The sequence below is a fragment of the Nitrosospira sp. Nsp1 genome (assembly GCF_900100985.1).
Classification (GTDB): domain Bacteria; phylum Pseudomonadota; class Gammaproteobacteria; order Burkholderiales; family Nitrosomonadaceae; genus Nitrosospira.
Genome location: NZ_FMUF01000016.1, coordinates 50,014 through 73,368, shown reverse-complemented (window position 1 = coordinate 73,368; position 23,355 = coordinate 50,014). Strand labels below are relative to the sequence as shown.

19 protein-coding genes are annotated in these 23,355 nt (G+C 54.6%); all 19 read right to left on the bottom strand.

The window, feature by feature from the left end:
• Positions 1–520: 520 nt before the first annotated feature.
• The gene (locus tag BLP78_RS10850) at positions 521–1,366 is read right to left on the bottom strand and encodes a formate/nitrite transporter family protein (RefSeq protein WP_090459147.1); all 846 of its coding nucleotides are present in this window, start codon (positions 1,364–1,366) and stop codon (positions 521–523) included.
• A 37-nt stretch (positions 1,367–1,403) separates the two neighbouring features.
• Positions 1,404–2,027 carry a hypothetical protein gene (locus BLP78_RS10845; protein WP_090459145.1) on the bottom strand — a complete coding sequence of 208 codons (624 nt, stop codon included), beginning with the start codon at positions 2,025–2,027 and terminating at the stop codon, positions 1,404–1,406.
• On the bottom strand, positions 2,024–2,638 hold the full coding sequence (locus BLP78_RS10840) for an SCO family protein (RefSeq protein ID WP_090459143.1): 615 nt from the start codon (positions 2,636–2,638) through the stop codon (positions 2,024–2,026). Before BLP78_RS10840 ends, BLP78_RS10845 begins: the two co-directional genes overlap by 4 nt.
• A gap of 17 nt (positions 2,639–2,655) precedes the next feature.
• Positions 2,656–4,146 (bottom strand): cbb3-type cytochrome c oxidase subunit I, encoded by a 1,491-nt coding sequence (locus tag BLP78_RS10835; RefSeq protein ID WP_090459141.1) that lies wholly within the window; start codon positions 4,144–4,146, stop codon positions 2,656–2,658.
• A 12-nt stretch (positions 4,147–4,158) separates the two neighbouring features.
• On the bottom strand, positions 4,159–4,695 hold the full coding sequence (locus BLP78_RS10830) for a cupredoxin domain-containing protein (protein ID WP_090459140.1): 537 nt from the start codon (positions 4,693–4,695) through the stop codon (positions 4,159–4,161).
• 445 nt (positions 4,696–5,140) lie between these two features.
• Positions 5,141–5,935 carry a phosphate ABC transporter ATP-binding protein gene (locus BLP78_RS10825; protein ID WP_090459157.1) on the bottom strand — a complete coding sequence of 265 codons (795 nt, stop codon included), beginning with the start codon at positions 5,933–5,935 and terminating at the stop codon, positions 5,141–5,143.
• 82 nt (positions 5,936–6,017) lie between these two features.
• A complete protein-coding gene (gene pstA, locus BLP78_RS10820) occupies positions 6,018–6,911 on the bottom strand; it encodes a phosphate ABC transporter permease PstA (protein ID WP_090459155.1) in 894 nt (297 codons plus the stop codon).
• A gap of 1 nt (position 6,912) precedes the next feature.
• Positions 6,913–7,791: a phosphate ABC transporter permease subunit PstC gene (gene pstC, locus BLP78_RS10815; RefSeq protein ID WP_090459138.1), complete on the bottom strand. Its 879-nt coding sequence runs from the start codon at positions 7,789–7,791 to the stop codon at positions 6,913–6,915.
• Entirely contained in the window at positions 7,745–8,578 is an 834-nt protein-coding gene (locus tag BLP78_RS10810; protein ID WP_090459136.1) for a phosphate ABC transporter substrate-binding protein, read from the bottom strand. Before BLP78_RS10810 ends, pstC begins: the two co-directional genes overlap by 47 nt.
• A gap of 167 nt (positions 8,579–8,745) precedes the next feature.
• Positions 8,746–10,881, bottom strand: a complete 2,136-nt coding sequence (locus tag BLP78_RS10805; protein ID WP_090459135.1) for an FAD-dependent oxidoreductase — start codon at positions 10,879–10,881, stop codon at positions 8,746–8,748.
• A 246-nt stretch (positions 10,882–11,127) separates the two neighbouring features.
• Positions 11,128–12,090, bottom strand: coding sequence for a radical SAM protein (locus BLP78_RS10800; protein WP_090459132.1), 963 nt, complete (start codon positions 12,088–12,090; stop codon positions 11,128–11,130).
• A gap of 3 nt (positions 12,091–12,093) precedes the next feature.
• Positions 12,094–13,149 carry a methyltransferase domain-containing protein gene (locus BLP78_RS10795; protein WP_090459130.1) on the bottom strand — a complete coding sequence of 352 codons (1,056 nt, stop codon included), beginning with the start codon at positions 13,147–13,149 and terminating at the stop codon, positions 12,094–12,096.
• Positions 13,150–13,170: 21 nt separating this feature from the next.
• Positions 13,171–13,869: a TIGR04283 family arsenosugar biosynthesis glycosyltransferase gene (locus BLP78_RS10790; RefSeq protein ID WP_090459128.1), complete on the bottom strand. Its 699-nt coding sequence runs from the start codon at positions 13,867–13,869 to the stop codon at positions 13,171–13,173.
• Positions 13,856–14,557 (bottom strand): TIGR04282 family arsenosugar biosynthesis glycosyltransferase, encoded by a 702-nt coding sequence (locus tag BLP78_RS10785; protein WP_090459127.1) that lies wholly within the window; start codon positions 14,555–14,557, stop codon positions 13,856–13,858. Before BLP78_RS10785 ends, BLP78_RS10790 begins: the two co-directional genes overlap by 14 nt.
• 288 nt (positions 14,558–14,845) lie before the next feature.
• On the bottom strand, positions 14,846–16,684 hold the full coding sequence (locus tag BLP78_RS10780) for an asparagine synthetase B family protein (RefSeq protein ID WP_090459125.1): 1,839 nt from the start codon (positions 16,682–16,684) through the stop codon (positions 14,846–14,848).
• Positions 16,685–16,774: 90 nt separating this feature from the next.
• Complete coding sequence (locus BLP78_RS10775; protein WP_218118966.1) at positions 16,775–18,010, bottom strand: pyridoxal-dependent decarboxylase, exosortase A system-associated; 1,236 nt, start codon at positions 18,008–18,010, stop codon at positions 16,775–16,777.
• The gene (locus tag BLP78_RS10770) at positions 18,007–19,593 is read right to left on the bottom strand and encodes an acyl-CoA ligase (AMP-forming), exosortase A system-associated (RefSeq protein WP_090459123.1); all 1,587 of its coding nucleotides are present in this window, start codon (positions 19,591–19,593) and stop codon (positions 18,007–18,009) included. The genes BLP78_RS10775 and BLP78_RS10770 overlap by 4 nt, the downstream gene beginning before the upstream one ends.
• A 65-nt stretch (positions 19,594–19,658) precedes the next feature.
• Positions 19,659–21,011, bottom strand: coding sequence for a PEP-CTERM-box response regulator transcription factor (gene prsR, locus BLP78_RS10765; protein WP_090459121.1), 1,353 nt, complete (start codon positions 21,009–21,011; stop codon positions 19,659–19,661).
• A gap of 207 nt (positions 21,012–21,218) precedes the next feature.
• Entirely contained in the window at positions 21,219–23,297 is a 2,079-nt protein-coding gene (prsK, locus tag BLP78_RS10760) for an XrtA/PEP-CTERM system histidine kinase PrsK (RefSeq protein ID WP_090459119.1), read from the bottom strand.
• Positions 23,298–23,355: the final 58 nt, after the last annotated feature.

Below are 23,355 nucleotides of genomic sequence, written 5' to 3'. Positions count from 1 at the left end.
AGCCAAGGTTTGACAACCATTTTTCTCTCCTTACTCCGTGTTGATTTGTTGTGTCCGATATCCAGACTCGAAACCTAAATCGCTATGCAATCAGGGCCTCTCCCTAGTCCGATATCTGTCTTTTCTGTAAAACCCCCAGGGCTATCCCCAAGGCCTCCCTAAAACACCGCGTAGCCTAAACGTACAACTACTTCGTGTCAAGAAAATTGAGCTGTGCAGTAAAAATCGAAACAGGCCGATCCGGCTGCGGAAGTGGCTTATCAAGGGAACCGCCGGCAGGCGCGACAGTTCAATCGCCTCTATTGGACCAGGCGATGAAAAACTTGAATTGATGAGTGTTACGGGTAAGCCAGGTGGGGAGGTAGAGGCAATACTGAGCAAGCGGGTATAAGCCGATCTCCACCTGCTCAGTATTGCTATATTGCTAAACGGCCGATTTTATCTGCGGCAAAACGATTGGCTATAACCAGATTGACCATAATCATCGAATGGCTCCATGGCGAAACGTACCATGGTTTCTTTACGGTGCTGTCCGGGTTACGTTATGTACGGATTTGTCCTCGGTAACCGGAGGAGACGGTTTGTAGCAATAATGCAACAACAGGCCCGTGAATACGGCGCCGCCGACGATGTTACCCAACGTGACGGGGATCTGGTTCCAAAACAGCCATTGTCCGACAGTGATGTCAGCGCCGAGAAGCATGGCGGTCGGCATAACGAACATATTTACTATCGAGTGCTCAAACGCCAAGGCGAAAAATGTGGATACCGGCAACCAGATGGAGGCTATTTTGCCGAATGCGGATGTTGACACCATACCCAGAATGGTTCCAAGCGCGACCATCCAATTGCAAAGTATACCTTTGACGAACGCGGTCAACCAACCATTCGCCCCGGCATGTTCATAGACGAGCGTTTTGGAGATCGCGACCGCGATGATTTTATCGCCGAGCGCCCCATGTGGTTCGATAAAAGCCTCGGTCAGGGCAATTGCAATTAAAAAACCGACAAACACGCAGCCGAAGAAATTCCCCAGGTATACCCAGCCCCAATTGCGAAACATCTGGTTGACCGTTACCTTGCCGCGTACAACGCCAACCGGCAGCACAGCGAAGTTGCCGGTCGCAAGTTCCATGCCGAGCAATATGATCATGGCGAAACCTACCGGGAAGACGGCTCCCGAGACGAGGGCGGCGGCGCCTTCGGAAAAGCCGGTAGAACACTTGAAAGCAAGCGCGGTTCCATACGCGAGAAGCGCGCCAGACAGGAAGCCTTTAACCAGCATTCCGCCAGCAGGCAGACCCGCTTTCTTTTTGCTGGCAGCTTCAACCTCTTCCATGAGTTTATACGGCGGATGATAGTCCATGCTTTTTCCTATTCCCTTAATACAATGTCTCTCGATCTTACGCGAGCGTCGTACCCGAACCGTTATCACCCGGCTTATTCGGGCCAACCCCGCTACCAATAAATAAGGTGGCGAGCCACCACACGAAAAGCAGAATCGAACCTATGACCATATACCAACCGGCGTGCTCCTGGTCATTCACCAGATAGCTGTTGCAAACCCGGACAGGCGCGACGATATATAGCCAGCCAAGCACTGCCAGCATACTAATAAAATTTGTCCAGACAAAGCCCCGGCCAATCAGAGTTAGTCGCCTCCAGGCAAGAACTAGAGGAAACCCGACGAGCAGCGGCAGGCTGAGGAATTTTCCAACCTCGGCCAGAGGATTCGTCAGCGCCGCATCCAGCGCGCGAGGGAGCATCCAGTAGCTTGAGGCAAATAATGCAACCACTACGCAGGGCACCGATCCGCCTGCTCCAGCCAGAACGGCATTCTGCCAGTGCACTGGAAGCAATCGGCACGCGATAATTCCCAATATAACAAGCAACGGCATTTGCACCAGCATGTGACGGCTCATGGTTGCTTCCAGCCAATCGCGCGCCATGGGTGTTCCGAGAAGCAAATATAATATGCCCAGGCCAAGCCCGTATTTGACATTACGGGATAAAGCAGGATTACTCATAGCAACGACACCACTTGTTCAGCAAATGGTGCCGCTTTATCGATATCGGTAATCAGCCTCAGGCGCCCGTCGCGGCCCACGAGATGAAGGGCTGTATTATGCTCATATCCCCCGAATTCATCGGGGATCACAACGATGCCGAATGCGTCGAGCAGGGATTTGAGCTCTGCCTTGTCAGGCACCCTCGCAATACGCCAGATTTTGCCGTCAGCACCGTAGGCCTGGCCATATTTCTTCAAGCTGGCCGTATCATCATGATCCGGGTCGAAACTGATACTGATCAGTGCAAAATCGCGCCCCAGGGATTCCTGCGGTATGAGATCGCGGATCTGCTTGAAGATCATGCCCATGCTTTGGCACAGCGTGGTGCAACTTGTGTAGATGAAGTCTACTGCGAGTAGTTTCCCTTCATAATCCTGCAGGCTGAATTTGTTTCCATCCTGGTCTTCGAGCATCACCATCGGCAATGGACGCGGAGAGTGCAGAATTTCCACTCTCCGGGCCGTTTCAGCAGTAAATGCGGTGAATCCGTCCGTACCCCACCAAAAAAACCATGAACCCAGTGAAATCACCAGCGTTGTTGTCACTACGCTGCGTTTCACCGGGTTCATGGGTTATATGGGCCGCATCATGTAGTGGCCAGACTTTGCGCCTGAGATGCGCGCTGGTAATCGCGACCAGCGAAACCCAACCGTGAGAGGAAGCGGAATATAAATACCAGCACGGCAGCAAGTAACAACATTACGAAATACGAAGCAAGACGATCGTAGGGCACCCATTCCGGAAGATGCTCTGCGTAACGGCGCGGTACACTTATTTTTCCGGAGTAGAGAAACGACATGGTGAAGCCCATGGTGCCGATAACGAATGCCCAGAAGGCCGCGACATCGATAGGGCTGTCTTTGGCATTTTCATTCGGCTTCCCGAGGTAATACATGAACCCGAATACCATTGCGACCATGCCAAGCAGCAGGTAGGTATGAAAATGCCCCGGTACCCATAGCGTGTTATGCATCACATAATTGACCGTGATTGTGCCGTCGATAAATGCCGGCATGGCGCCCACAGCCCAACCAAACAATGACACAAACAGCAGTCGTGAGCACATGTCCCAGCGAATACCCGAACGGTACACGATCATCATGGCACCGTAGCCGGTCACTATTAAAATGGGAAAGGTGTTGAGATAACCAATTATATGGCCAACGATCAGAAACCACTTGGGATAGGCATAGTCCATCAGCAAATGATGCGGAAAGATGAACATGACCATGATGGTGGAAGCCGTCCAGGAAGCAAGAAATACCTTGTTTGATTTCCACGGACGCTGCGTGTATCGCGGCAGAATCTCATAAACAGCAATCACCGCCATGTAAATAACCGCGTTGATGAACACATGACCAAAGAAATAGATCATGCCCTTGGCAAGCAGCGGATCAATTTCAAAACTCGGCACATAGAGATTCACCAGCATCATCACCAGGATACTGGCGCCGACTACCAGGCCTACGAGGTTGACGATCGTTACCATTGTGCTGGCGACGACGGTCGGCGGTGGCGCATTACCATCATCATGACCAAAAAGTTGTGGCCAGCCAAGCCCGCGGCCGAGACCGCCGTAACGAACGATGATGGCGCGCGCGATATCCAGATGCAGCAGCACGAAACCCACGCCGATTACCAGCAGGCCACCCATGAACAGGGCAGCGGCGCCCGTGCTCCACAAGCCCATCGAGTTTCCAGGCAAGGGAAACAGAAACGTCCAGGCAGCATGAAAATCACCCAGCAGGACGCTGGCCAGGATCATCACCACGCCGATCAGGAACAGCGCCAGGTTGGCCATGAATATGCCATTGGAGAGATCCACGTACAGCCGCAGAAAATGCCACATGATAGCCGCGCCGGCCAGCGCGACGATACCTACCATACCGGCGCCATGCAATGTCATGATCTTGTAAAACCAGAGTCCCCCGATGGAGGTGATTTGCGCTTGCTCCAGCCTCATGAGCAGACCGAAAACCATCATCAGCAGCAATACAACAGCTGAGACGACTAAATAGGCCAGTACGCCGGCCTTTGCCCCTGTATCAGGAACTGGGGTATAGGTATAGCTTGCCATGCTTATTCCTCTCTAAGATTTGCCAACTTTGATTTCAGTCATCATATTGTGATGTGCAACACCGCAATACTCCATGCACAGCACCCTGTATGTGCCTTCCTTTTTGAAGGTGTGATAGATTACATTGGTGTAGTGGGGCATGGCTTGCGCCTGCGCCACCAGAAGCAAATTGGTATCATAGATACCGAAGCCGTGATTGACATCCGCACTGGTAATACGTATCTCCACCGGTTCTCCGACCTTGACTTCGTCGCGGTCCATTTCCCAGTACCACATGTGCCCGATTACATTGATGACCTGTGCCGGACCAAGTTTTGAATCCGCGCGGCTTTCGCTGTACGGCAAAGGCAGGCCGACCAGGTTATAAATCATTGCCGGGAAAAACAACAATGCCACCGTCCAGAATAACTTCGTGCGAAAACCATATGCACTCTTTACCAACGGCCCGTAGTCCTCTTCCCGCTTGCCGGAATTGATGGCAACGTAAACAACGCCGAATGCAATCAGCGACATCAATACAAGGGAAACCTGCCACGCGGTTTCTTGCATTTATACTCTCCTTCTTTCTATGTATTTCATCGGTAGTGCCCGGTAAATACAGCGGTGCCGGGCGATAACTCTAGCGGGGTTTGAAAATTCTCTAAATGCCGATTTGAAATGGTTGCCTATATTCAGGTGAATTTTCCAGGTCTGCGAGACTGGAAAATTCACCAGATATGCAAACAACCGGGAGAAAATATTGTTCATGGCGGATCTACAACGTATCCGAGAACTGCTTATATTCAACGGTCATTTTGAGCGGTTATTTCGAACCGCTTTTTATCCATCATGCCGGAAACAATCTTTTTCAATCCCACTAGTAATACCCACACTTTCCACGCAGGTATGCATTTTGATTACTGTGTGAGGGCTGGATTATGCTTTATGAGGACCTTGGTGTCAAGCGCGGACTGTGCGGATTCAACACGAAAATCGGCTTGTCAATACCCGTTCGTTATCCCCTCGCGCCCTTCACGTAAGCGGCGGTAAGTTCGTGTGCAGGAGACTCAAAAATTTGCCGGCAATGGCCAAATTCAACCAGGCTGCCGGCTTGGCCTCTGACCCAGAAAAACGCGGCGTAGTTGGCGATCCGCCGCGCCTGCGCCAGATTATGGGTGACAATGACGATCGTGTAGCGACCGCGCAGACGGCTGATTAGGTCTTCGACTATACCCGAGGCGATGGGATCGAGCGCGCTGCAGGGCTCGTCCATCAGCAGGATCCGTGGATTCAAGGCCAGCGCGCGAGCAATGCACAGGCGCTGCTGCTGCCCGCCAGAGAGATTTAGCGCAGATGAATGCAGCCGATCATGCACTTCGTCCCACAGCCCGACATCCCGCAATACCTGCTCGATAATGACCGCTGTATCGACACGACGCTTGACGCCATGCTCGTGCAAAGGCAGCTCGATATTACGGTAGATCGAGAGCGGAAATGGCGTTGGCTTCTGGAATACCATGCCGATCTGCCGCCGCAATGCTTGTACATTGCGGGCAGGGTCATGGATGTCACCACCATCGATGCAAATGCGGCCACTTACTCCGCAACCGGGAATCAGGTCGGTAAGCCGATTGATGGAAGAGAGAAAACTTGTTTTTCCGCATCCCGAAGGCCCGATCAGCGCCGTAATGCAGCCACGGTAAATATCCAGTGTAACGTTAGCCAAGGCGGTCTTGGGGCCGTAACGAAGGGAAAAATTTTCAACCTGGATCAACGGTTGAGGGTCGCAACACGCTGGGCCCACCTGCATTGGCCCCAGCGTATAGCCATTATCGGCCTTGCCCAGCGGGTCGTCAGCCGCTTTGGCGGGTTCTATGGGTGTAGGTTCAGGCTCACGGTACATCGGTATTGGAGTATCCGTTCGAGTTCTGCGACATTATCTTCCGGCGCTGCCAGCCGGCAGTCAGGCGCATGGCTATCACATTGATGAGTAGCAGTGCTGTTATCAGCACCAGTGCGGACGCATAAGCCGCGGCATCGCCGCCGGGAACATTCATGGATAGATCGAAAATATGTACTGCCAGAGTCCGCCCTGAATCGAGCAGCGAACCCGGTGTGCGATCGACATAGCCGCTGGTAAACAGTAGCGCCGCGGTTTCGGCAATGGCGCGGCCGATCCCCAGCAGCAGCCCCGCAGCCAGCGATGGCGCGGCAATTGGCAATAACAAGCGAAACAGCGTCGAAGTGCGCGACATGCCCAACGCAGCGGCAGACAGGCGATATGCATCGGGTATTGCGCGCAAGCCCGACTCGGCGGTACTGACGAGAATGGGTAACAACATGCAAGCCAGGGTCAGGCCGCCCGAGAGGATGGAAAATCCCATGCCCAGATAAATGCTGAAAAATGCATTGCCGAACAAGCCGAAAACGATGGAGGGAACTGCGGCGAGCACCTGCAGGCTATAGCGTACCGCACCGCCGAAGCCCCTGTCGGCGGAAACATGATTGGCGAGTAACGCAGCCGTCGTCCATCCCAGCGGCAGGGCTGCCATCAGAGCAATGGCAAGCACAAGCGCAGTGGAAACGAGGATAGAGCCGATACCCCCGGCACGGCCAGCCTCACGCGGCGAACCTATGACAAAGTCCAGGGAGAGATGCGCCATGCCACCGCGCACGATATCGCTCAATATCCACGTAAACGCAGCACAGATCAGTAACGCGGCACAGTAAACCGCTAATTGCGCGAACCAATCGCGAAGAGTTCGCGTCGATTTCGTGAAAACCATTTCAGCCATCGCCATTTCTCGCCAGCCGGGCTGCAACGCCCCAGAGCGACATCACGAGCACCATGAGCGTCAAGCCCGATACGAACAGAGCAGCCCGATGGTCGTCCATGGCATAGGGCATCTCCAGCGCAATATTGGCGGCCAGCGTCCGTATCGGCTCGAACAGGCTGGAGGCGTTCTGCACAACGTTGCCCGTGACCATCAATAAAGCCATGGTTTCGCCGATAGCGCGACCGGCCGCGAGAATGACGCCTGCGGCGATACCCGTTTTTGCGGCCGGTAGCGCGACGCCCCGGATCATCCCCCAGCGTGACAGGCCCAGCGCTGCCGCGCCGATCATATATTCGCCGGGCACGGCCAATAGCGTGGCGTACGCCGTGAGCGCGACGGTAGGCAGAATCATCAGCGTCAGCACCAGAATCCCGGCCAGCAGGCTGGCGCCGGGTGGATGCAGTTGGTTAATCAGGGGCACCAGGGTAGTCAGGCCCCAGAAACCGTAGACCACGGAGGGAATACCTGCCAGCAACTCGACCAGATGCCGGTAGATGCTCGCCACATGCGGAGATGCATAATAGGCGATAAACAGCGCCGAGGCGATGCCCAGCGGGGTTGCCAGTAATAGTGCCCCGGCTGCGGCGTAGAGGGTACCCGACAGCATGGGCGCCAGGTTGTACAGGTTTTCTCCGGGATTCCAGGAGGGATCGGTGAGAAAACGATCGATCGATATATGCCGCAGCGCCGGCCAGGATTCCATCGCAAGGAATAACAGGATCAACAGCACCACGCCCATCGCGGCTCCTGCTGCACCGCGCAGCAGCCAGAGCGTCAGTGTATCAACGGAAGCCGATGGGGACAAAATATTGTGCCTCGACCAGATCATGTACCTGCTCCGAACGGGCAAACGCTATGAAATCCCGGGCCAGCCCTTCGGGTTCAGTCCGCGTTACCAGGTTAAGCGGCCGCGATAACGGAAAAGTGCCGTTACGTACATTCGCTACTGTGGCCGCAATGCCATCGAGCGGCAGTAATTTGATCGGGGTACCGTGCCGTGCTTCGTATTCCGCCGCACCTATCGATACATAACCGATGGCGTTCGGGTTGCCGGCTACCGTCTTGATTCCCTGCGCGTTGTCGCCGATGATCACGTGCGGCTTGATATCGCTGTTCTTCAGCTTTAAATAGCCCAGAAACAGCTCAAGTGTCGATCGGCCTTCAGCCTTGTTGATGGCGGTGATGGGTGCGTCTCGCCCGCCTAGCGTCTTCCAGCTGACGATTTTTCCGGTATAGATATCGATAACCTGCTGCCGGCTTAGCCCGGAGACCGGGTTACTCGCGTGCAGAATAAACCCAACTCCATCCAGGGCAATGGTATGGGCTTGTAAATCCTGCTCGGCCGGTTTCAAGGCGCGGGATACCATGCCGATCCCGGCCGTTCCGTTGCGCGTGTCGTTAATTCCGCGCGAAGAACCGCCAGTCTGCACATCTATCCGCGTACCGGGATGTTGCGACTCGAAGCGCCGGGCGATTTCCGCTGCCAGCGGGGCGATGGTGCTGGCGCCGGTTAAAACCAGTTTCTCCGAAGCAGCGTTGCCAGGTTGAGCCCAGCCATATCCCAATAATAATGCCACAATAAATATGGCATATTTCTTTATCGAAAATATCCTCATTCTCTTAGCCCGGATGTTTTATAAATTCGCGTGATGATTGCGCAGGATTTTGTTTTGTAGGGAGATTTTGTGAAAGAATGGCGTAGTTATTCATACGCCCGACTGAGCGAAATTTTCATACGAAACAAAAAACCAGCGAGGGCGCGCGAATTTATGAAACATCCGGGCTAGCCGCGCCGCCAGGCATGGTACTTTTCCACCCAATCCAGCAGGCGATACGGTATGTGTGCACGCTGCCACTCCCCTGCCGCATATTTGTTGGCCTCCGACCAGGTTGGATAAGTGTGAATGGTGCCGAGTATCTTTTTGAGGCCGAGGTTGTGTTTCATCGCCAGCACAAATTCCGCCAGCAAGTCACTGGCATGGTCACTCACAATAGTCGCACCCAGGATACGATCGCTGCCCGGTGGACTGAGCACCTTGATAAACCCGTGCGCTGCTTCATCCGTAATAGCGCGATCCAGGCCTTCCAGGCAATAGCGAGTCACCTCGAATTTAATGCCGCGCTTGTTTGCTTCGGCCTCCGATAAACCAACGCGGGCAACCTCCGGATGGGTGAATGTGGTCCATGGAATCACCGAGTAATCCACCTTGAAACGTTTGAAACCGCCAAACAATGCATTAACGGATGCATACCACGCCTGGTGGGCGGCGACGTGCGTAAACTGATATGGCCCGGCCACATCGCCGCACGCATAGATGTTGGGATAGAGCGTCTGCAACCACGCATCCGTTTCAATCGTCCCCTTTGACGAATTCGGAATTCCCAGTTCCTCGAGACCGAATCCTTCGGTATTAGCCGTTCTTCCCACCGCGCACAATATTGCGTCGAATGGAATGGCTTCCTCCTTTCCGTTGTGGCGCACGACCAACTGTTGCTCGCCGGCTCCGCTTTCGCAACGAATAGCATCGGTCTGGGTCAGCAGGCGCACGCCATCGGCACGCAACGCAGACTCGATCAGCGTAACGGCGTCCGCATCCTCCCTTTCCAGTAGACCTGATCTCACTACCTGCGTGACTTGGCAATCCAGGCGCGCAAACGCTTGCGCCAACTCGCAGCCTATAGGCCCGCCACCTAGAACGACGAGCCGTCCGGGTCGCTCGGTAAGCGACCAGATGGTGTCGGAGGTATAGTAGCGCACCTGCTCCAGACCCGGAATCGGGGGAATAGCGGGACGGGAACCTGTAGCGATGACAATCGAGCGCGTACTTATGATCTGCCCGTTGACCTCCACCGTCCAGGGCGAGGTAATGCGCGCTTTGCCATGAATTACCTCCACTCCCAGTTTTGTATAGCGTTCTACCGAATCATGCGGCTCGATCGTTTTGATGATGCGATGTACACGCGCCATTACCTCACCAAAACGATAATCGACGGTTGCGCCACGGAAACCCAGGTCTTTTGCATGTCGCACCTCCCGCAGGAAAGTAGCCGAACGGATCAGCGTCTTGGAGGGCACGCAGCCAAAATTAAGGCAATCCCCGCCCATCCTGTTCGCTTCAATCAGCGTAACCCTGGCGCGGGTGGCGGCGGCAAGGTAGGACGTCACCAGACCTGCCGAGCCTGCGCCGATAACCACCAGATTACGATCGAACCGGATGGGTTTAGTCCAGTGCCCATGTATATTTCCCGCCCCTCTCATCCTCACACGCGCCACTGCCCATCGGGCCAGCCAAGGGAATATGGCGAGCAACGCGAAAGACCCTATCAGCGCAGGCGAGAAAATATCGGAAAGACTGGCGATCGAGGCTAACTGCGTGCCAGCGTTGACATAAATTGCCGTCCCGGGCAGCATGCCCAGCAGGCTGATCCAGAAAAAGGTGCCGGTTGGTATGGCCGTTAGCCCCATTAGTAGATTGATTATGAAGAAAGGAAATACCGGTACCAGGCGCAAAGTGAAAAGATAAAATGCACCGTCGCGCTTGATGCCTGCGTCGATCGCCGCCATGCGGTCGCCGAAACGTTGCTGCACGAACTCTCGAAAGACGTAGCGCGCCATCCATAATGCAACCGCCGCGCCAATGCCGGCGGAAATGACAGCCAGCGGAATACCGACCCAGACCCCAAAAATGGCGCCGCCCGCCAACGTCATCACAGCGGCGCCGGGCAGGGAAAGCGCGGCTATGACAATATAGATACCAACATACAGGCTTATCGTTTGCAGTGGACGTGCCTGATAAGCCTGTTGCAGCTCATCACGGCCGCTCTTGAGCGTTTCCAGGCTGAGGAAGCGCCCGAGATCAAACGCCAGGAACAAAATAATCAACAATACCAGCAATACGAGCAGCCACCAATGCTTCATCCCGGGCGCCTCTAATCTGATTTGCAAGTACTGTTTAAGGGTGGGGCTGCCTGAGTGCCTGCCATGGTACCCCATGAGTTTATGGAAATTGTTTCTCAGCTACCGTTCAGGGGTGAAGGCTGGCGCTGCCTTGATAAACGGACTACCGGATTTAGGTTGAATTCTTTCCGAACACCATTTCATCTCCAGGCCACTTCATTTCCATGCGCTTCATTTATTTGAAAGATCATTCCTGAAAACGATCATTCAGATGCCTCGTTTCATTTCGCTGCATGAGGCGCCGTACTTGAAACAACTGTAACAGCGGTGGTGTTTCATGCTCACGGGCGTTTGCATGGCTTCCGTCAGCGTTTCCCCCAGAATATAGTCAGGATCGTCATCCACGAGCGTGCAGGCGTAGACGTGCATGCCACCGTCGCTTTTCGCAATCATCTTGCTGAACGCACACATAAACGAGCGATGAGCCTCTTCGGTATGCAACCCTGTCATGCAGCGTTCCGTGATATGCGGCGATGTCACCTGCGTACCCGGTGGGTGAAATTCGGGAAATTCGATACGCGGCAAATCCTCAGGTAAGCCTGCGGTACGGAAAACCTCGCTGAAGCGCGCCGAAACCGCTTCCGGTGTGAGCGTAGGCAAAAGCTGATTCGCCACCGAAACATTGAATCCCAGTTCATGGAGTGCTCGCAATCCTTCCAGCGCACGAGCGAACATGCCTTCACCACGCCCGGCGTCATGCCGGGCGGCATCGGGATAATCCAGGCTCACACGGAAACCGAGCGCATACGGCCGGTCGCGCAGCGGTTCGAGTTGCTTCAGGCGCTTGATCAACGGTTCGGTTGCGTTGGTCAGCACCAGGCACGGCCTATACTGCAACGCATAATCGAGGATACGAACGATATCCTTATTGATGAATGGTTCGCCCCCGGTGAAGGAAAACTGTTTGACGCCGAGTTCGAGCGCCTCATCCACAAACGGAACGACTTCTTCAAAGCGCAGCAACTGTAAGCGGTCATCTCCCGGTTTCGAGCCCTCGAGGCAAAAAGGACAGGCAAGATTACACGCGGTGCCGGTATGGAACCACAATTCATCCAGCGCGTGCGGCCGAATAAAGCCGCGTGGCTGATCGTCAGGCGTGCGCCGCCAGTTTTCAGAACGGCTGGATCGCTCGCTACCGATGGGGATGATCTCTGCACCGCCGATGCCCATGGGCTAGCAACATCCGCCCGAATGGTTGTCCGCTCCGCCACGGATTGTGTCGTCGAAAGGCAGTCCCGTGCCGCAACCGGGGAAAATACCGTAGTGCCGATCAAAGTTACCGTAGAAGTCAAAATGTGCGGCGAACCGGGTATCATGCAGCATGCGCCAGGAGTTGCCGCAGATAAGGAAGAACTTGCCGGTTTCGATACGGTGGTGCTTGTCGAGCTCGAACACATGAGGATGATGCGGTATCGTGCCGCGATAAACCACCGCCTGACCGTAGTCTTCACAGGCGGACTCCAGGTTGCCCAACTTGAATAATCGATAAGTGGCAGAGTAAAAACGGATGTTCCCGGTGTGCTCAGCCAGCTCTGCGTTGCCAATAGTAATGCCGCGATCGTCAACCAGTCGCGGATCGGCAAAGCCATGCGTGCGGGCCAGGCCGAGAAAATCGTTCCAGTACAACGCCCCGCTCAGGCATTCGCCATACAATACCGGGTCGGCGGTAAGTTCCGCGGGCACCCTCCGATCAGCATATACATCTGAAAAATACAGCTCCCCTCCGGGCTTGAGTACCCGCCACGCTTCGCTCAATACCGCCGCCTTGTCGGGGGCAAGATTGAGCACGCAATTGGATACGATGACATCCACGCTGGCATCCGCCAGTTGGAGTTCGGATAAGCGCTCGATATAGCCATGCAGGAAACGTACGTTGCTCTCTGCATACCCAAATGCCTTACGGTGATGTTCCTCATGCCTGGACGCAACTGCGAGTTGCTCTTCCGTCATATCGACCCCAATTACCCGGCCATGCTCTCCCACGAGCTTCGATAGTACGTAAACGTCGCGCCCGGCGCCGCACCCAAGGTCGAGTACGGTCAAGCCATCGAGCGATTCGGGCAGTACCAGGCCACAGCCGTAGTAGCGAGCCAATACCTCGTCGTGTACCTTCGCCAATATGGGCTTTACATATTCGGGCAAGCCTGCATCCGTTCGGCACGCGTTGGTCTGAAGATCGAGTGAAGAGCCCAGAGTTTCTCCATAGTATTGCTGGATAGTGTCATGCATGGCATTTACCTCTGATCGGAATTAAATCGTTTTGGAACGATAGCGAGCCGCCAGTCTTTCGGGCGCGACGCCGCGCGCAAAAGCCAGCGCCAGATTGCGATTTGCCCAGGTACGCCGCCACCATCCGTCGTGATGCCAACGGCGCGGATCGATAAAAACCGGTTCGCGCAAGGGTAAAAAGCGTCCTATCCGGCGTAACCCCCGAACCAGAGACACTTCCTCGAACAGGGGCCAGGGGGAGTGGCCGCCCGCCTCCGCATAGGCCTGCCGCGTCATAAAAAGACCCTGGTCACCATATGGAATACCGAAACGGCAACGAAAGGCGATAGCCGGCTCCAGCAGTAGTGCTGGCCAGGCACGCGGCGCATCGAAACGAAAGCGAAAATAGCCTCCAACCGCACCTTGCGCCAATGCGCGGCCCATCGCCTTCAAGGGATCGGACGGCAACCGGGTGTCGGCATGCAGAAACCATAAGGTGTCACCTTGCGCCAGCGCGGCGCCCGAGAGTAATTGACCTCCCCTGCAGGGTTCTCCGGCTATCCAGCGTGCGTCGTATCGATGGCAGATGTTGCGGCATAACGGGCTGTCGGCACCATCCACCACGATGATCTCCAGCGCCCCTTGAAACAGGTTATGCGGCAAATTTCGCAACTGGCCGAGCAGATCGGCCAGCTTGTCTTCGTCATGATAGCAAGGAATAATCGCACTAAAACTGGACATGACTTCGTTCCTTCCAACGGGCCAGATCGCAGGCCAACCCATGCAGCGCACGCCGCGCCGGTCGCTGATCCGTATTCAACGCTTCGATCAGCCGAATGACATCATCTTCTTCATCCACGTCGAAACTCTGTGTCAGGTTAACGACCGATTGTCCCGCAGATCGGCAACAGTTGACCAGTGCCGCGCCGAGGCGCGCCGTGCTCCACGGCAAGCTGCTCAGCGCCGGCCATCGCTGCCGGCTCGCCATCAACACCACACCGCCATCCGCTGCCGGCTTCAACACGGTATCATAATTCGTCAAGGCTTCGTAAACCGCTGCATAATCGGGTGTCGCAAGCAGCGGAGCATCACTGCCGATATACACCAACTGTTCCAGCCCGCCGGCGCGCAGTTTATGATCCAGTGTGCTAAGCCTCTGTCCGAGATTGCCTTCTGCCTGGGCCTCTACACGCATTTCCAGCCGTACCTGCGCTTGCGGCAATAGCGCGGATGCCCAGGCGTGATCCGCCGGATCCGCAGGCGCGATTACCACCGGGCCGGGCCAGGCACGCGCATCTTCCAGCGCGCAGGCGAGCAGTGCTTCGGCGATGCGGTTCGCCGCCTCCCCACCTACGCTTGCAGCCAGCCGTTGCTTGCCGATGCCCGATGCCGGCCGTTTGCATACCAACACCAGCGCGGCTTCGGTCATGGGCGGCCGTTTGCCGGGGACGCTAATACAAATCGCATGATCGATGTTGGCATGAGTTGCTCATCAGCTTCTTTTATCGATATGTTGATGGTGCAGCGGCCATAGGTGCAGCCTGACTGATCAGGCTACCTGAAGGCCGGGTTTCTTACATCATAGCGAGCATTTGGCGATGGGGCATGGAAATTTTCAAAGGCATCGGCTTCGTCCACTCCGGTAGCCGAGCGCCATGCTCAACGGGAAACCGGCACTTTACCTGTGGCGAATGCTAAAAACTTGTATCTGCAAACCTTACCGCTGCCTGTACCATTGTTCCAGCATCATCAATACCCAAACCATGGTGCCGTGATATCCCGCGTGCTCATTCAGATGCTGTCCCACCAGCTTATCGATAAAATCAGAGCGAACGATGCGCCGGGACTTGAGATCGCTCAGGCTATCCGAAGCCAGGGCCTGCAGTGGCTTATGCTGTTGGAGCCACACACCGAAAGGTAAACCGAATCCGTGTTTTTGCTTGGTGATGATATCGTCGGGCAAGAATCCCCGTAGCGCTTCCTTGAAGAAATAGCGTAATTTTGTACCCTTGAGCTTCAGGTGAGGTTCGAGTTGCAGGGAGAAAGCCACAATTTCATCGCTGATCAGGGGAAACGCCACTTCTATTGCGGCTAATTCGCAAGCCATGGCAACTTTGGGCAGGTCGTTATCGGCGAGCGTAAACTTTCGATCAAAAGCAAGCATGCGATTTATCAGGCTCACGGCGTTGCTGTCATGATAGATTTCATTGAGAAGGTCAGCCGGATTGCCCGGATTAACCGTGCTCAGAAATTCCGACGTAAAAACTTCACGGGATCCGTAGCGTTCCAGCAGGTTATAAGTCTCTGTCCGCGCCGGCATCGGGATCGAGGCCTGTTCGATATAGCTGCGCGCCTTCCGTACCAGCGGCAATGCAGCTCCGCCAGGAATGCCAAAAACCAGCGGCTCGATAATTCCCTTGCGCACGACGGAAGGCGTTTGCCCATAGAGGGAGAAGAGATGTTGCTTGGCATAGCGGACATTGCCGCCGAAGAGTTCGTCCCCTCCGTCTCCTCCCAATATCCTGCTCAGGCCATCAGCCTTGGCCATGCGCGCGCAATAGTATGCGGGGATGGCGGACGCGTTGCCAAAAGGCTGATCGAAAATCGCTGCGACCTGGGGAATGGCGCTTACTATGTCATCCGGAGTGACGTAGTACTCATGATGCCGCGTGGAAAAATGTTTCGCGGCAATGCGCGCATATTCCATTTCATCATAGCCGGAAGCATCGAAGCCAATGGAATAAGTATGGGCTGGTTGGCCAGAGACTTCGCCCAATAATCCCGCGATGGTCGAGCTGTCGGTTCCTCCGCTCAGGAAAGCGCCAACCTGTTGATCTCCGACCGCTTCGCGGACGCTTGACCGCAATACCTCCATGAAATCCTGCTTGAGCTCCTGGAAGGGGCGTTTCTCATTCTCCTGAAATCGCATTTCCCAGTACTTTCGCGTCTCGACGTTTCCCTTTCGATAAATCAGGTATTCGCCGGGCAGAAGACGTCTCTGTCGCTGGTAAATCGTATCCGGCCCGGGCACCATGTGGAAATAGAGATAGTTGTACAGACCCTGCGGCGCGATATCCGGCTTGGCCTGTGAATGCAGGTTTACGGCATCTGCCGATGAACCAAAAACCAGCCGTCCTCCATCATTGCGGTAGACGAGCGGGCATATGCCCATACGATCGATTGCCAGAATCGCCTCGCCGGTATTTTCGTCCAGGATGCAGAAAGAAAACGCTCCCGTCAGGTTTTCGAGTGCCTTTTCTCCTCTTTCCCGCCAGTCGTCTGCCAGCGTTTTTGCCACGCCCTCAGCGCGCGCAAGCTGGCTCAAGCGTGGCTCAAGAAAATTCGCCCGTCCCCATAATGCCAGGAGAAACCCATTCTTTTGATATATGTGCTTGTTATCACCGCTTGCAGCAATGGCAAGACCGCTGTTTCGTCCTGCAACCGCCTCGACGACACTGCCATCAAAACGGGCAAGCGGTCCAGCCATTCGCCTGGCAAGCTGGAGATTCTCGGTAACCGAGCCATCCTGTCCTATCCAGCCGCACAACCCGCTCATGGTAGATCTCCGGTTTTCTTGAACATCATCTTTCCATTGTTTCGTTTAGTAATTGCTTGCTGGTATAGGACATTGCTGTTGCGGTGGTTTTTAAACCAGCACTTCGGCAGGTGGCGGATGGCTGAGAAATGCCGTCGGGCTTGCGGTCAAGCCGTAAGCACCGGATTGCAAAACGACAATCAAATCCCCGGCCTCCGCCTTGCTCATTTCCATGCGGTCCGCCAGCAGATCCAGCGGCGTACAGAGCGGTCCCACTACCGAGACAACCTCCCTTTCGGCACTATTCATCTTGTTGCCGACGACCACGGGATAATTCTTGCGGATAACCTGGCCGAAATTTCCGGAAGCCGCGAGATGATGGTGCAATCCACCATCCGTTACCAGGAATATTTGTCCTCTCGATTCTTTTCGCTCCAGTACACGGCACACATAAATGCCTGCCTCCGCTATCAGATAGCGTCCAAGTTCGATCACCACCTGCGCGTCGGGAAGTTGCAGTCTCGCCTCAGGCATCAGGTGCCGTAAATTTTCGCCGACTGCCGCTACATCCAATGGCGCGTCGCCAGGAAAATAAGGCACACCGAAGCCACCGCCTATATTCAGTAAACGAACCGGGCCGGGTGCATGCCTGGCAAGGGCGACCCCCAGTTGCAAGGTCTTTTCGTGGGATTCCTGGATTGCCGCTACTTTCAGATTTTGTGAACCGCTAAAAATATGGAACCCTTCGAAATCGAGCTCAAGCTTAGCCATTCTGGCCAGCATCGCCGGAACGCGCTCTGCATCGACGCCAAACGGCTTTGGTCCTCCGCCCATTTTCATGCTGGAGGATTTGAGTTCAAAATCCGGATTGACACGAACCGCTACTTTCGGACGGATGCCAAGGTGATTGCCCAGATTGGCGATACGCTCCATTTCCTGCTCAGATTCCATATTCACGACAATACCTGCGGCGATCGCGCAGGAAAGTTCCTGGTCGGTCTTCCCTGGCCCGGCAAAACTGACCTGACATGGGGGCATGGGGGTATCCAGAGCGATTTTCATTTCACCCGCCGACGCCACATCCAACCCATCCACCAGACCAGCCATATGCTGCACGACCGCAGGCATGGGGTTAGCCTTCATCGCGTAGTGGAGGTGAACCTCGGCAGGCAGGTGTTGACGCAGAAGGGCAACCCTATCCGTGATGCGCTGCCGGTCATAAGCATAGAATGGGGTTCTGCCTACCCGCTGCACCAACCGCGTGAGGGACATGCCTCCAATCTGGAGGCAGTCGTCGCGACTCGAGAATTGAACCATGGACGCATGTTTTGGCCGAACATTATTCACGCACCGGTCTCCATGAAAGTATCCTGCAATTCCTGGGCGAGGAATTTCCGGTCAATTTTACCGTTGGGGTTGCGCGGCAAATTGCCTTCTCTGCACTCGATCGAACTGGGCAGCATGAAAGCGGGAAGATGAAGCTTGCAAGCCGCCAGCAACCCGTTCTGGTCAATTTTCGAGCCCGCCCGCGCCGTAACGATCAAGATAATGGCCTGCCCCAATATGGGGTGAGGAACGCCGATGGCAGCGGCTTCTCCCACAAGCTCAGTGCCATAGATCACCTCTTCGATCTCGGTAGGGCTGATGCGATAGCCGGATGTCTTGATCATTTCATCGCGGCGGCCGATGAAATACAGAAAACCTTCTTCATCCATGCGTACGGTATCGCCCGACCACACCGCCAACTCCGGAATAGTCAACCCGGACTGGCGCGAGGGAACGGGTTTGAAACGCTCGGCGGTTTTCTCCTGATCGTTCCAGTATCCCATGGAGACGAGCGCGCCCCGATGTACCAGCTCTCCCGGCTCCCCGGCCGCGCAGAGCGACCCATCCTCCCGTACCACCAGCACCTCCGCGTTCGGGATGGCTTTCCCGATGGAGTCGGGACGTGCGGCCATTTCCTCGGGTGGAAGAAAGGTCGAACGGAACGCCTCGGTGAGGCCATACATGAGAAATACCTCAGTATGAGGGAGAATGTTGCGCAGCAAATCAAGCGTCGCCCGCGGCATCGCCCCTCCGGAATTGGTGATATAACGCAATGAACTATCCGTTGGCCAATTCAATTGGGCCAGTTGAATCCACAATGGCGGCACTGCGGCAAGACCCGTGATTTTTTCGCCCTCAACCGTGTGGATGATATCCCGCGGCAGCAAATAATTCATCAGTACAGCGGCAGCTCCTACTTGAAATGCCGTGGTGAGTTGGTTCAGTCCGTAATCGAAACTCAACGGCAGCACCGACAGAATGCGGTCATCCGGCGTATTCTTCAGGTACTGAACTACGCTCCTTGCGCCCGCCACCAGGTTTCGGTGGGAAAGAACTACACCTTTAGGCTTGCCGGTGCTTCCGGAAGTGTAAAGAATCGCGGCCATATCGCCATCGATACTATGGTGTGCTTTGGCATGGCCCCGTGCCGTCAGCGCATCGTTCCATGAGATGACACCAATGCCGGAAACGACGGGTGGAGGCTCGGCCGAACCCACTACCATGATGGCATGCAGATCATGACATTGCGGCAAAACGGGGGTAAGCAGCTTCAACCGGTCGGCTGAGGTGACGAGGACTCTAACATTGCAGTCGCGAAGAATATAGGCCACCTGCTCCGGCTTCAAAAGCGGATTGACGGGTACGAATACGCCCCCCGCGGCTGCGGCGCCATATATGGCGGTAACAGTTTCCAGGCGTTTTTCGAGATAGACGGCGACACGTTCGCCTCGCTCAAGCCCCAAAGCGAGCATGGCCGCCCGGGCTGCGCCGATATCCTCGGCCAAAGTAGCATAGCTTGTTCGATTTCCCTGATGAACCAGCGCTTCTTTATCGGAAACATGCTCAGCGGTCTTGAAAATGAGCTCGTGGAGGAGATCTGCCATCTAAAATATCCTGTATGTATCCTGTATGTAAAAAGGAAGGGAGCGGCGAATGTTATAAGACGTGGCTATTTCAACCGGTGGCGGTTCATTAAATCATAAATGGTGGGACGGCTGACGCCTAGTAGCTCCGCCGCCTTGACAACGTTCCCATCCACTCTCGCCAGTGCTTTCATCAAGGCATCACGTTCCGCCCTGTCACGCACCTGGCGGAGGTTGACCGGTTCCGCCAGGCTGGTTGAAACCTGCAGCCCGAGATCGTCGACGCTGATTATGGGACCGTCGGCCATGATAACCACGCGTTTAATGCAGTTCTCCATTTCTCGCACGTTGCCGGGCCAAGGATAATTTTCAATCGCAGCGAGCGCCTCCTGGCTGAAATTCAGGGAAGATCGCTTCTCCTGTGCACAGAACTTATTCTTGAAGTGATGTGCAAGCAACGCCGGGTCTCCCATCCGCTCTCGCAGCGGAGGAATTGTGATGACAATCTCGCTCAGGCGATAATACAGGTCTTCCCGAAAACGGCCTTCCTCGATCAGTTTCTTTAGATTCTGATGCGTTGCGCAGACAACGCGGACGTCGACGGGGATCTCCTTACGCCCTCCGACTCTTTCGATCACCCTTTCCTGCAAGAAACGAAGAAGTTTTGCCTGTAGCGGCATGGGTAGATCACCGACCTCATCAAGAAAAAAAGTACCTTCATTAGCCAGCTCGATTTTACCGGGGGTCTGCTTGACCGCTCCAGTATATGCGCCTTTTTCGTAGCCGAATAATTCGCTTTCCAGAAGCGTTTCCGGAATCGCGGCGCAATTGATTGCCATGAATCGCTTTTCTCTTCTGGCACTTGCCTGATGCAGCGCTCTTGCCAGGATTTCCTTACCTGTACCGCTATCACCCAGCAGAATAACCGTGGCATCGGATGGGGCCACTTTCTCCACATTGCGGCATACCTTGATCAGCGCGGGATCGCGGGTAATAATGCCCGCTATGACGGGGGACGCCTGGGATTGCGATAACCTGCGGTTCTCCTGCTGCAATGCATGCAGGTAGTATGCCCTTTCTACCACCAACCCCAGCATCTCGGGATCAAAAGGTTTTTGATGAAAATCGTAAGCCCCTGCCGCGATAGCCTTTAGCGCATTTCCATGATCCTGGTTGCCGGTTAGAACGATCACCTTGATGTCCGGCGCGAGTTCAAGTATCTGTGCCAGCGTGGCGAGACCTTCCGAAGCCCCATCCGGATCGGGCGGAAGCCCCAGATCCATCGTGACGACAGCAGGCTCATGTCGCCGGACCAAGGCAAGCGCGCTTTCACGATCACCCGCCACCGATACTTCATAAGCGTCGAAACTCCAGCGCAACTGCTTTTGCAGGCCTGGATCATCCTCGATTACCAATAAACTTTTTTTATCCTGACTCACTGATGCCCTCTTACCTTGACTCGAACTGGATCAATCTAACTCTTGCACCGTTACTTTTGGTGAAACATTTTTCATTTGTATGAGGTGTCGGTCTTTCCAATCTGCCGCGTATTATCCACCGAAGCTTTCGACCATTTGCCTGCCTTGTACTGCAAGGAAAAACGCATTTTCGACCGTCTGACAAATCTCCGAAATGAATCCTGCACTTCACGCTACTACTTTAACGATGGAAGCACCTTGATGAAGCGGCAGGATGATGCGAAAAACCGTGCCATTCGATTCGCTGCTGGTAACCTCCAATTCCCCACCCAGTTCAGACACGTATTCCTTGCTTTCAAACACACCGATGCCCATACCTGCGGATTTGGTGGATTCGAAAGGTTTAAAAAGTTTTTCACGAATGAATTCTTCGCTCATACCATGGCCGGTATCCTTTATTTCAACTATCGCGCAATTCTGCTCTCTTCTCAGCCGAACCCGAACCTGCCCGTTCTTTGAGGTCGCCTCGATCGCGTTCTGGATGAGATGTCCCATGACTCTTTCGAGGCGGGACGAGTTTGCGCACACCGCAAGGCTCGTATCCTGTATTTCAAGAATCGGCGCCGGTTCAGCAACGGATTTGCTTTTTACCGCCTCCTGCAACAATGGTGCAATAAAAAGGGGAGCCGAATTCTCAGGCGCATCGACACTGCTGAGCTTTTCCAGCAGCCGCTTCATTTTTTGAACGGAGAGATATACCGTTTCGATCATATCTATCTGGAATTGCGGGTTATTTTTATGCTTCTCAGCATTGGAAAGCAAAAGTGATAGCTGTGAAACGAGATTTTTCAAGTCATGCACTACGAACGTCGACATACGATTAAAGGATTCAAACTGACGCGCCACCATAAGCGCGTTGGCCGCCTCTTGCTGTGCCAGGTAACTTGCAGCCTGATTGCCGGCAACCTTGAGCAGATCACTCACCTCCCAATTCAGCTTGACCCTGCTTCTTGGCTGCGCCAGCACTACAAAACCAAACAATTTCCGATGTTGAATCAGCGGTACCACAAGCCATGCCCTGGCTATGGTTTGCAACCATTGTGGCAGAGCGAGTGCTGAGTATTTTTCAGGATTTACGGCGTATTCCTGTAAATCGATCACCCACTCCTTGTTTCCCAAAAACTGACAGAAAGGGCTGGCCAGGGGCTCGAGCCCACCAGTTGGCGGCATATTCCAGTGCGTTACAGGCTCGCAATTACCGGATTCCCGGCATATCCATAGACTCCCGGCCGGGCTTTCCACCAATTGTGCCAAAGCCTGGATCACACGCTCTCCCAGCACGTGCCCACCGTCGGAGAGCGTGCGCGTAAAACGCAGCCATTCTTCCCGGTAGTCGTAGTTGTAGCTAAAAAAGTGCTTACTGATGAAGACTCTGAGCCAGGAACGCAAAGTGCCCGAAAACAACACGGCCAATAGCAGAACCACCGCGCCGAATAAAAAACTCACTTGCATGACGATGCCCCAGCTTCCCCCAAAAAAACGGAGGTAGTAGCCGGCAGCAGCCATTGCCAATAGATATGCAGCGGTACCGAACAATGCTGCTGAATAGAAAAGAATACGACGCGATACCGTGATGCCGACTGACCATTGGGGGTTGCGTGCAGCCGAAACGGCGACAAGCGGAACAACGAACGCATTGACTATCCCGCGTGCCGCCCATATTTCCGGGTTCACGTGCCTAAGCAGCAACGCATCGCTATATAAGTAAAAATCATAGGCAAAGATCCCGCCGATGCCGAGGCATGCGAATTTTATTCCCCAACGCTGCCTGACCGGCGTATTTCTGTAAAGCTGCTCCACCAGGATCATGCCGAGTATTGCCATTGCCAGGCTTCCAGCGATGTTATTGATGAAGTCGATCGTTTTATCCGATGAAAAATCAAAGTTGCCATTAGAGTACAGCGCAACGATGAAGCATCCGATATACATCATCATTATCGCCACCAGGGCCGGACTGATCTTCATGATGGATGAATCATCTTTCCGGTACAGTCCCAGCGACATGATGAGAAAGGCAGTCCAGCCTCCGTTTCTGGCAATTTCGAGTACATCCGTCAGGAGCGAGAGGGGGAGATTCTGGTTAGCGTGATAAGCGAGCAACGACGCCCAGAATGCAGAAAGGAGACAAGCTATCGGTAACACGATCCCGTGCAGACGACCTCGCCAGCTTGTTACCAATAGTAAAGCCAGGAAAAAATACGCAGCTGCCGCTATGGTGTAGCTGGCCGTCGCTATATTCGTCAACATGTCATATTGGCGTTCCCCTGGGAACCTTCAAACAGGTTCCCAGGGGAGCGCACTGCAG

Coding starts and splice junctions, on each gene's coding strand:
- BLP78_RS10770 (WP_090459123.1), bottom strand. CDS start 19,593: ATGGCAGATCTCCTCCACGAGCTCATTTTCAAGACCGCTGAGCATGTT.
- BLP78_RS10805 (WP_090459135.1), bottom strand. CDS start 10,881: ATGAAGCATTGGTGGCTGCTCGTATTGCTGGTATTGTTGATTATTTTG.
- BLP78_RS10830 (WP_090459140.1), bottom strand. CDS start 4,695: ATGCAAGAAACCGCGTGGCAGGTTTCCCTTGTATTGATGTCGCTGATT.
- BLP78_RS10795 (WP_090459130.1), bottom strand. CDS start 13,149: ATGCATGACACTATCCAGCAATACTATGGAGAAACTCTGGGCTCTTCA.
- BLP78_RS10780 (WP_090459125.1), bottom strand. CDS start 16,684: ATGAGCGGGTTGTGCGGCTGGATAGGACAGGATGGCTCGGTTACCGAG.
- BLP78_RS10850 (WP_090459147.1), bottom strand. CDS start 1,366: ATGGACTATCATCCGCCGTATAAACTCATGGAAGAGGTTGAAGCTGCC.
- pstA (WP_090459155.1), bottom strand. CDS start 6,911: ATGGTTTTCACGAAATCGACGCGAACTCTTCGCGATTGGTTCGCGCAA.
- BLP78_RS10845 (WP_090459145.1), bottom strand. CDS start 2,027: ATGAGTAATCCTGCTTTATCCCGTAATGTCAAATACGGGCTTGGCCTG.
- BLP78_RS10785 (WP_090459127.1), bottom strand. CDS start 14,557: ATGACCGAAGCCGCGCTGGTGTTGGTATGCAAACGGCCGGCATCGGGC.
- BLP78_RS10825 (WP_090459157.1), bottom strand. CDS start 5,935: ATGCAGGTGGGCCCAGCGTGTTGCGACCCTCAACCGTTGATCCAGGTT.
- BLP78_RS10800 (WP_090459132.1), bottom strand. CDS start 12,090: ATGGGCATCGGCGGTGCAGAGATCATCCCCATCGGTAGCGAGCGATCC.
- prsK (WP_090459119.1), bottom strand. CDS start 23,297: ATGTTGACGAATATAGCGACGGCCAGCTACACCATAGCGGCAGCTGCG.
- BLP78_RS10810 (WP_090459136.1), bottom strand. CDS start 8,578: ATGAGGATATTTTCGATAAAGAAATATGCCATATTTATTGTGGCATTA.
- BLP78_RS10790 (WP_090459128.1), bottom strand. CDS start 13,869: ATGTCCAGTTTTAGTGCGATTATTCCTTGCTATCATGACGAAGACAAG.
- pstC (WP_090459138.1), bottom strand. CDS start 7,791: ATGATCTGGTCGAGGCACAATATTTTGTCCCCATCGGCTTCCGTTGAT.
- BLP78_RS10840 (WP_090459143.1), bottom strand. CDS start 2,638: ATGAACCCGGTGAAACGCAGCGTAGTGACAACAACGCTGGTGATTTCA.
- BLP78_RS10835 (WP_090459141.1), bottom strand. CDS start 4,146: ATGGCAAGCTATACCTATACCCCAGTTCCTGATACAGGGGCAAAGGCC.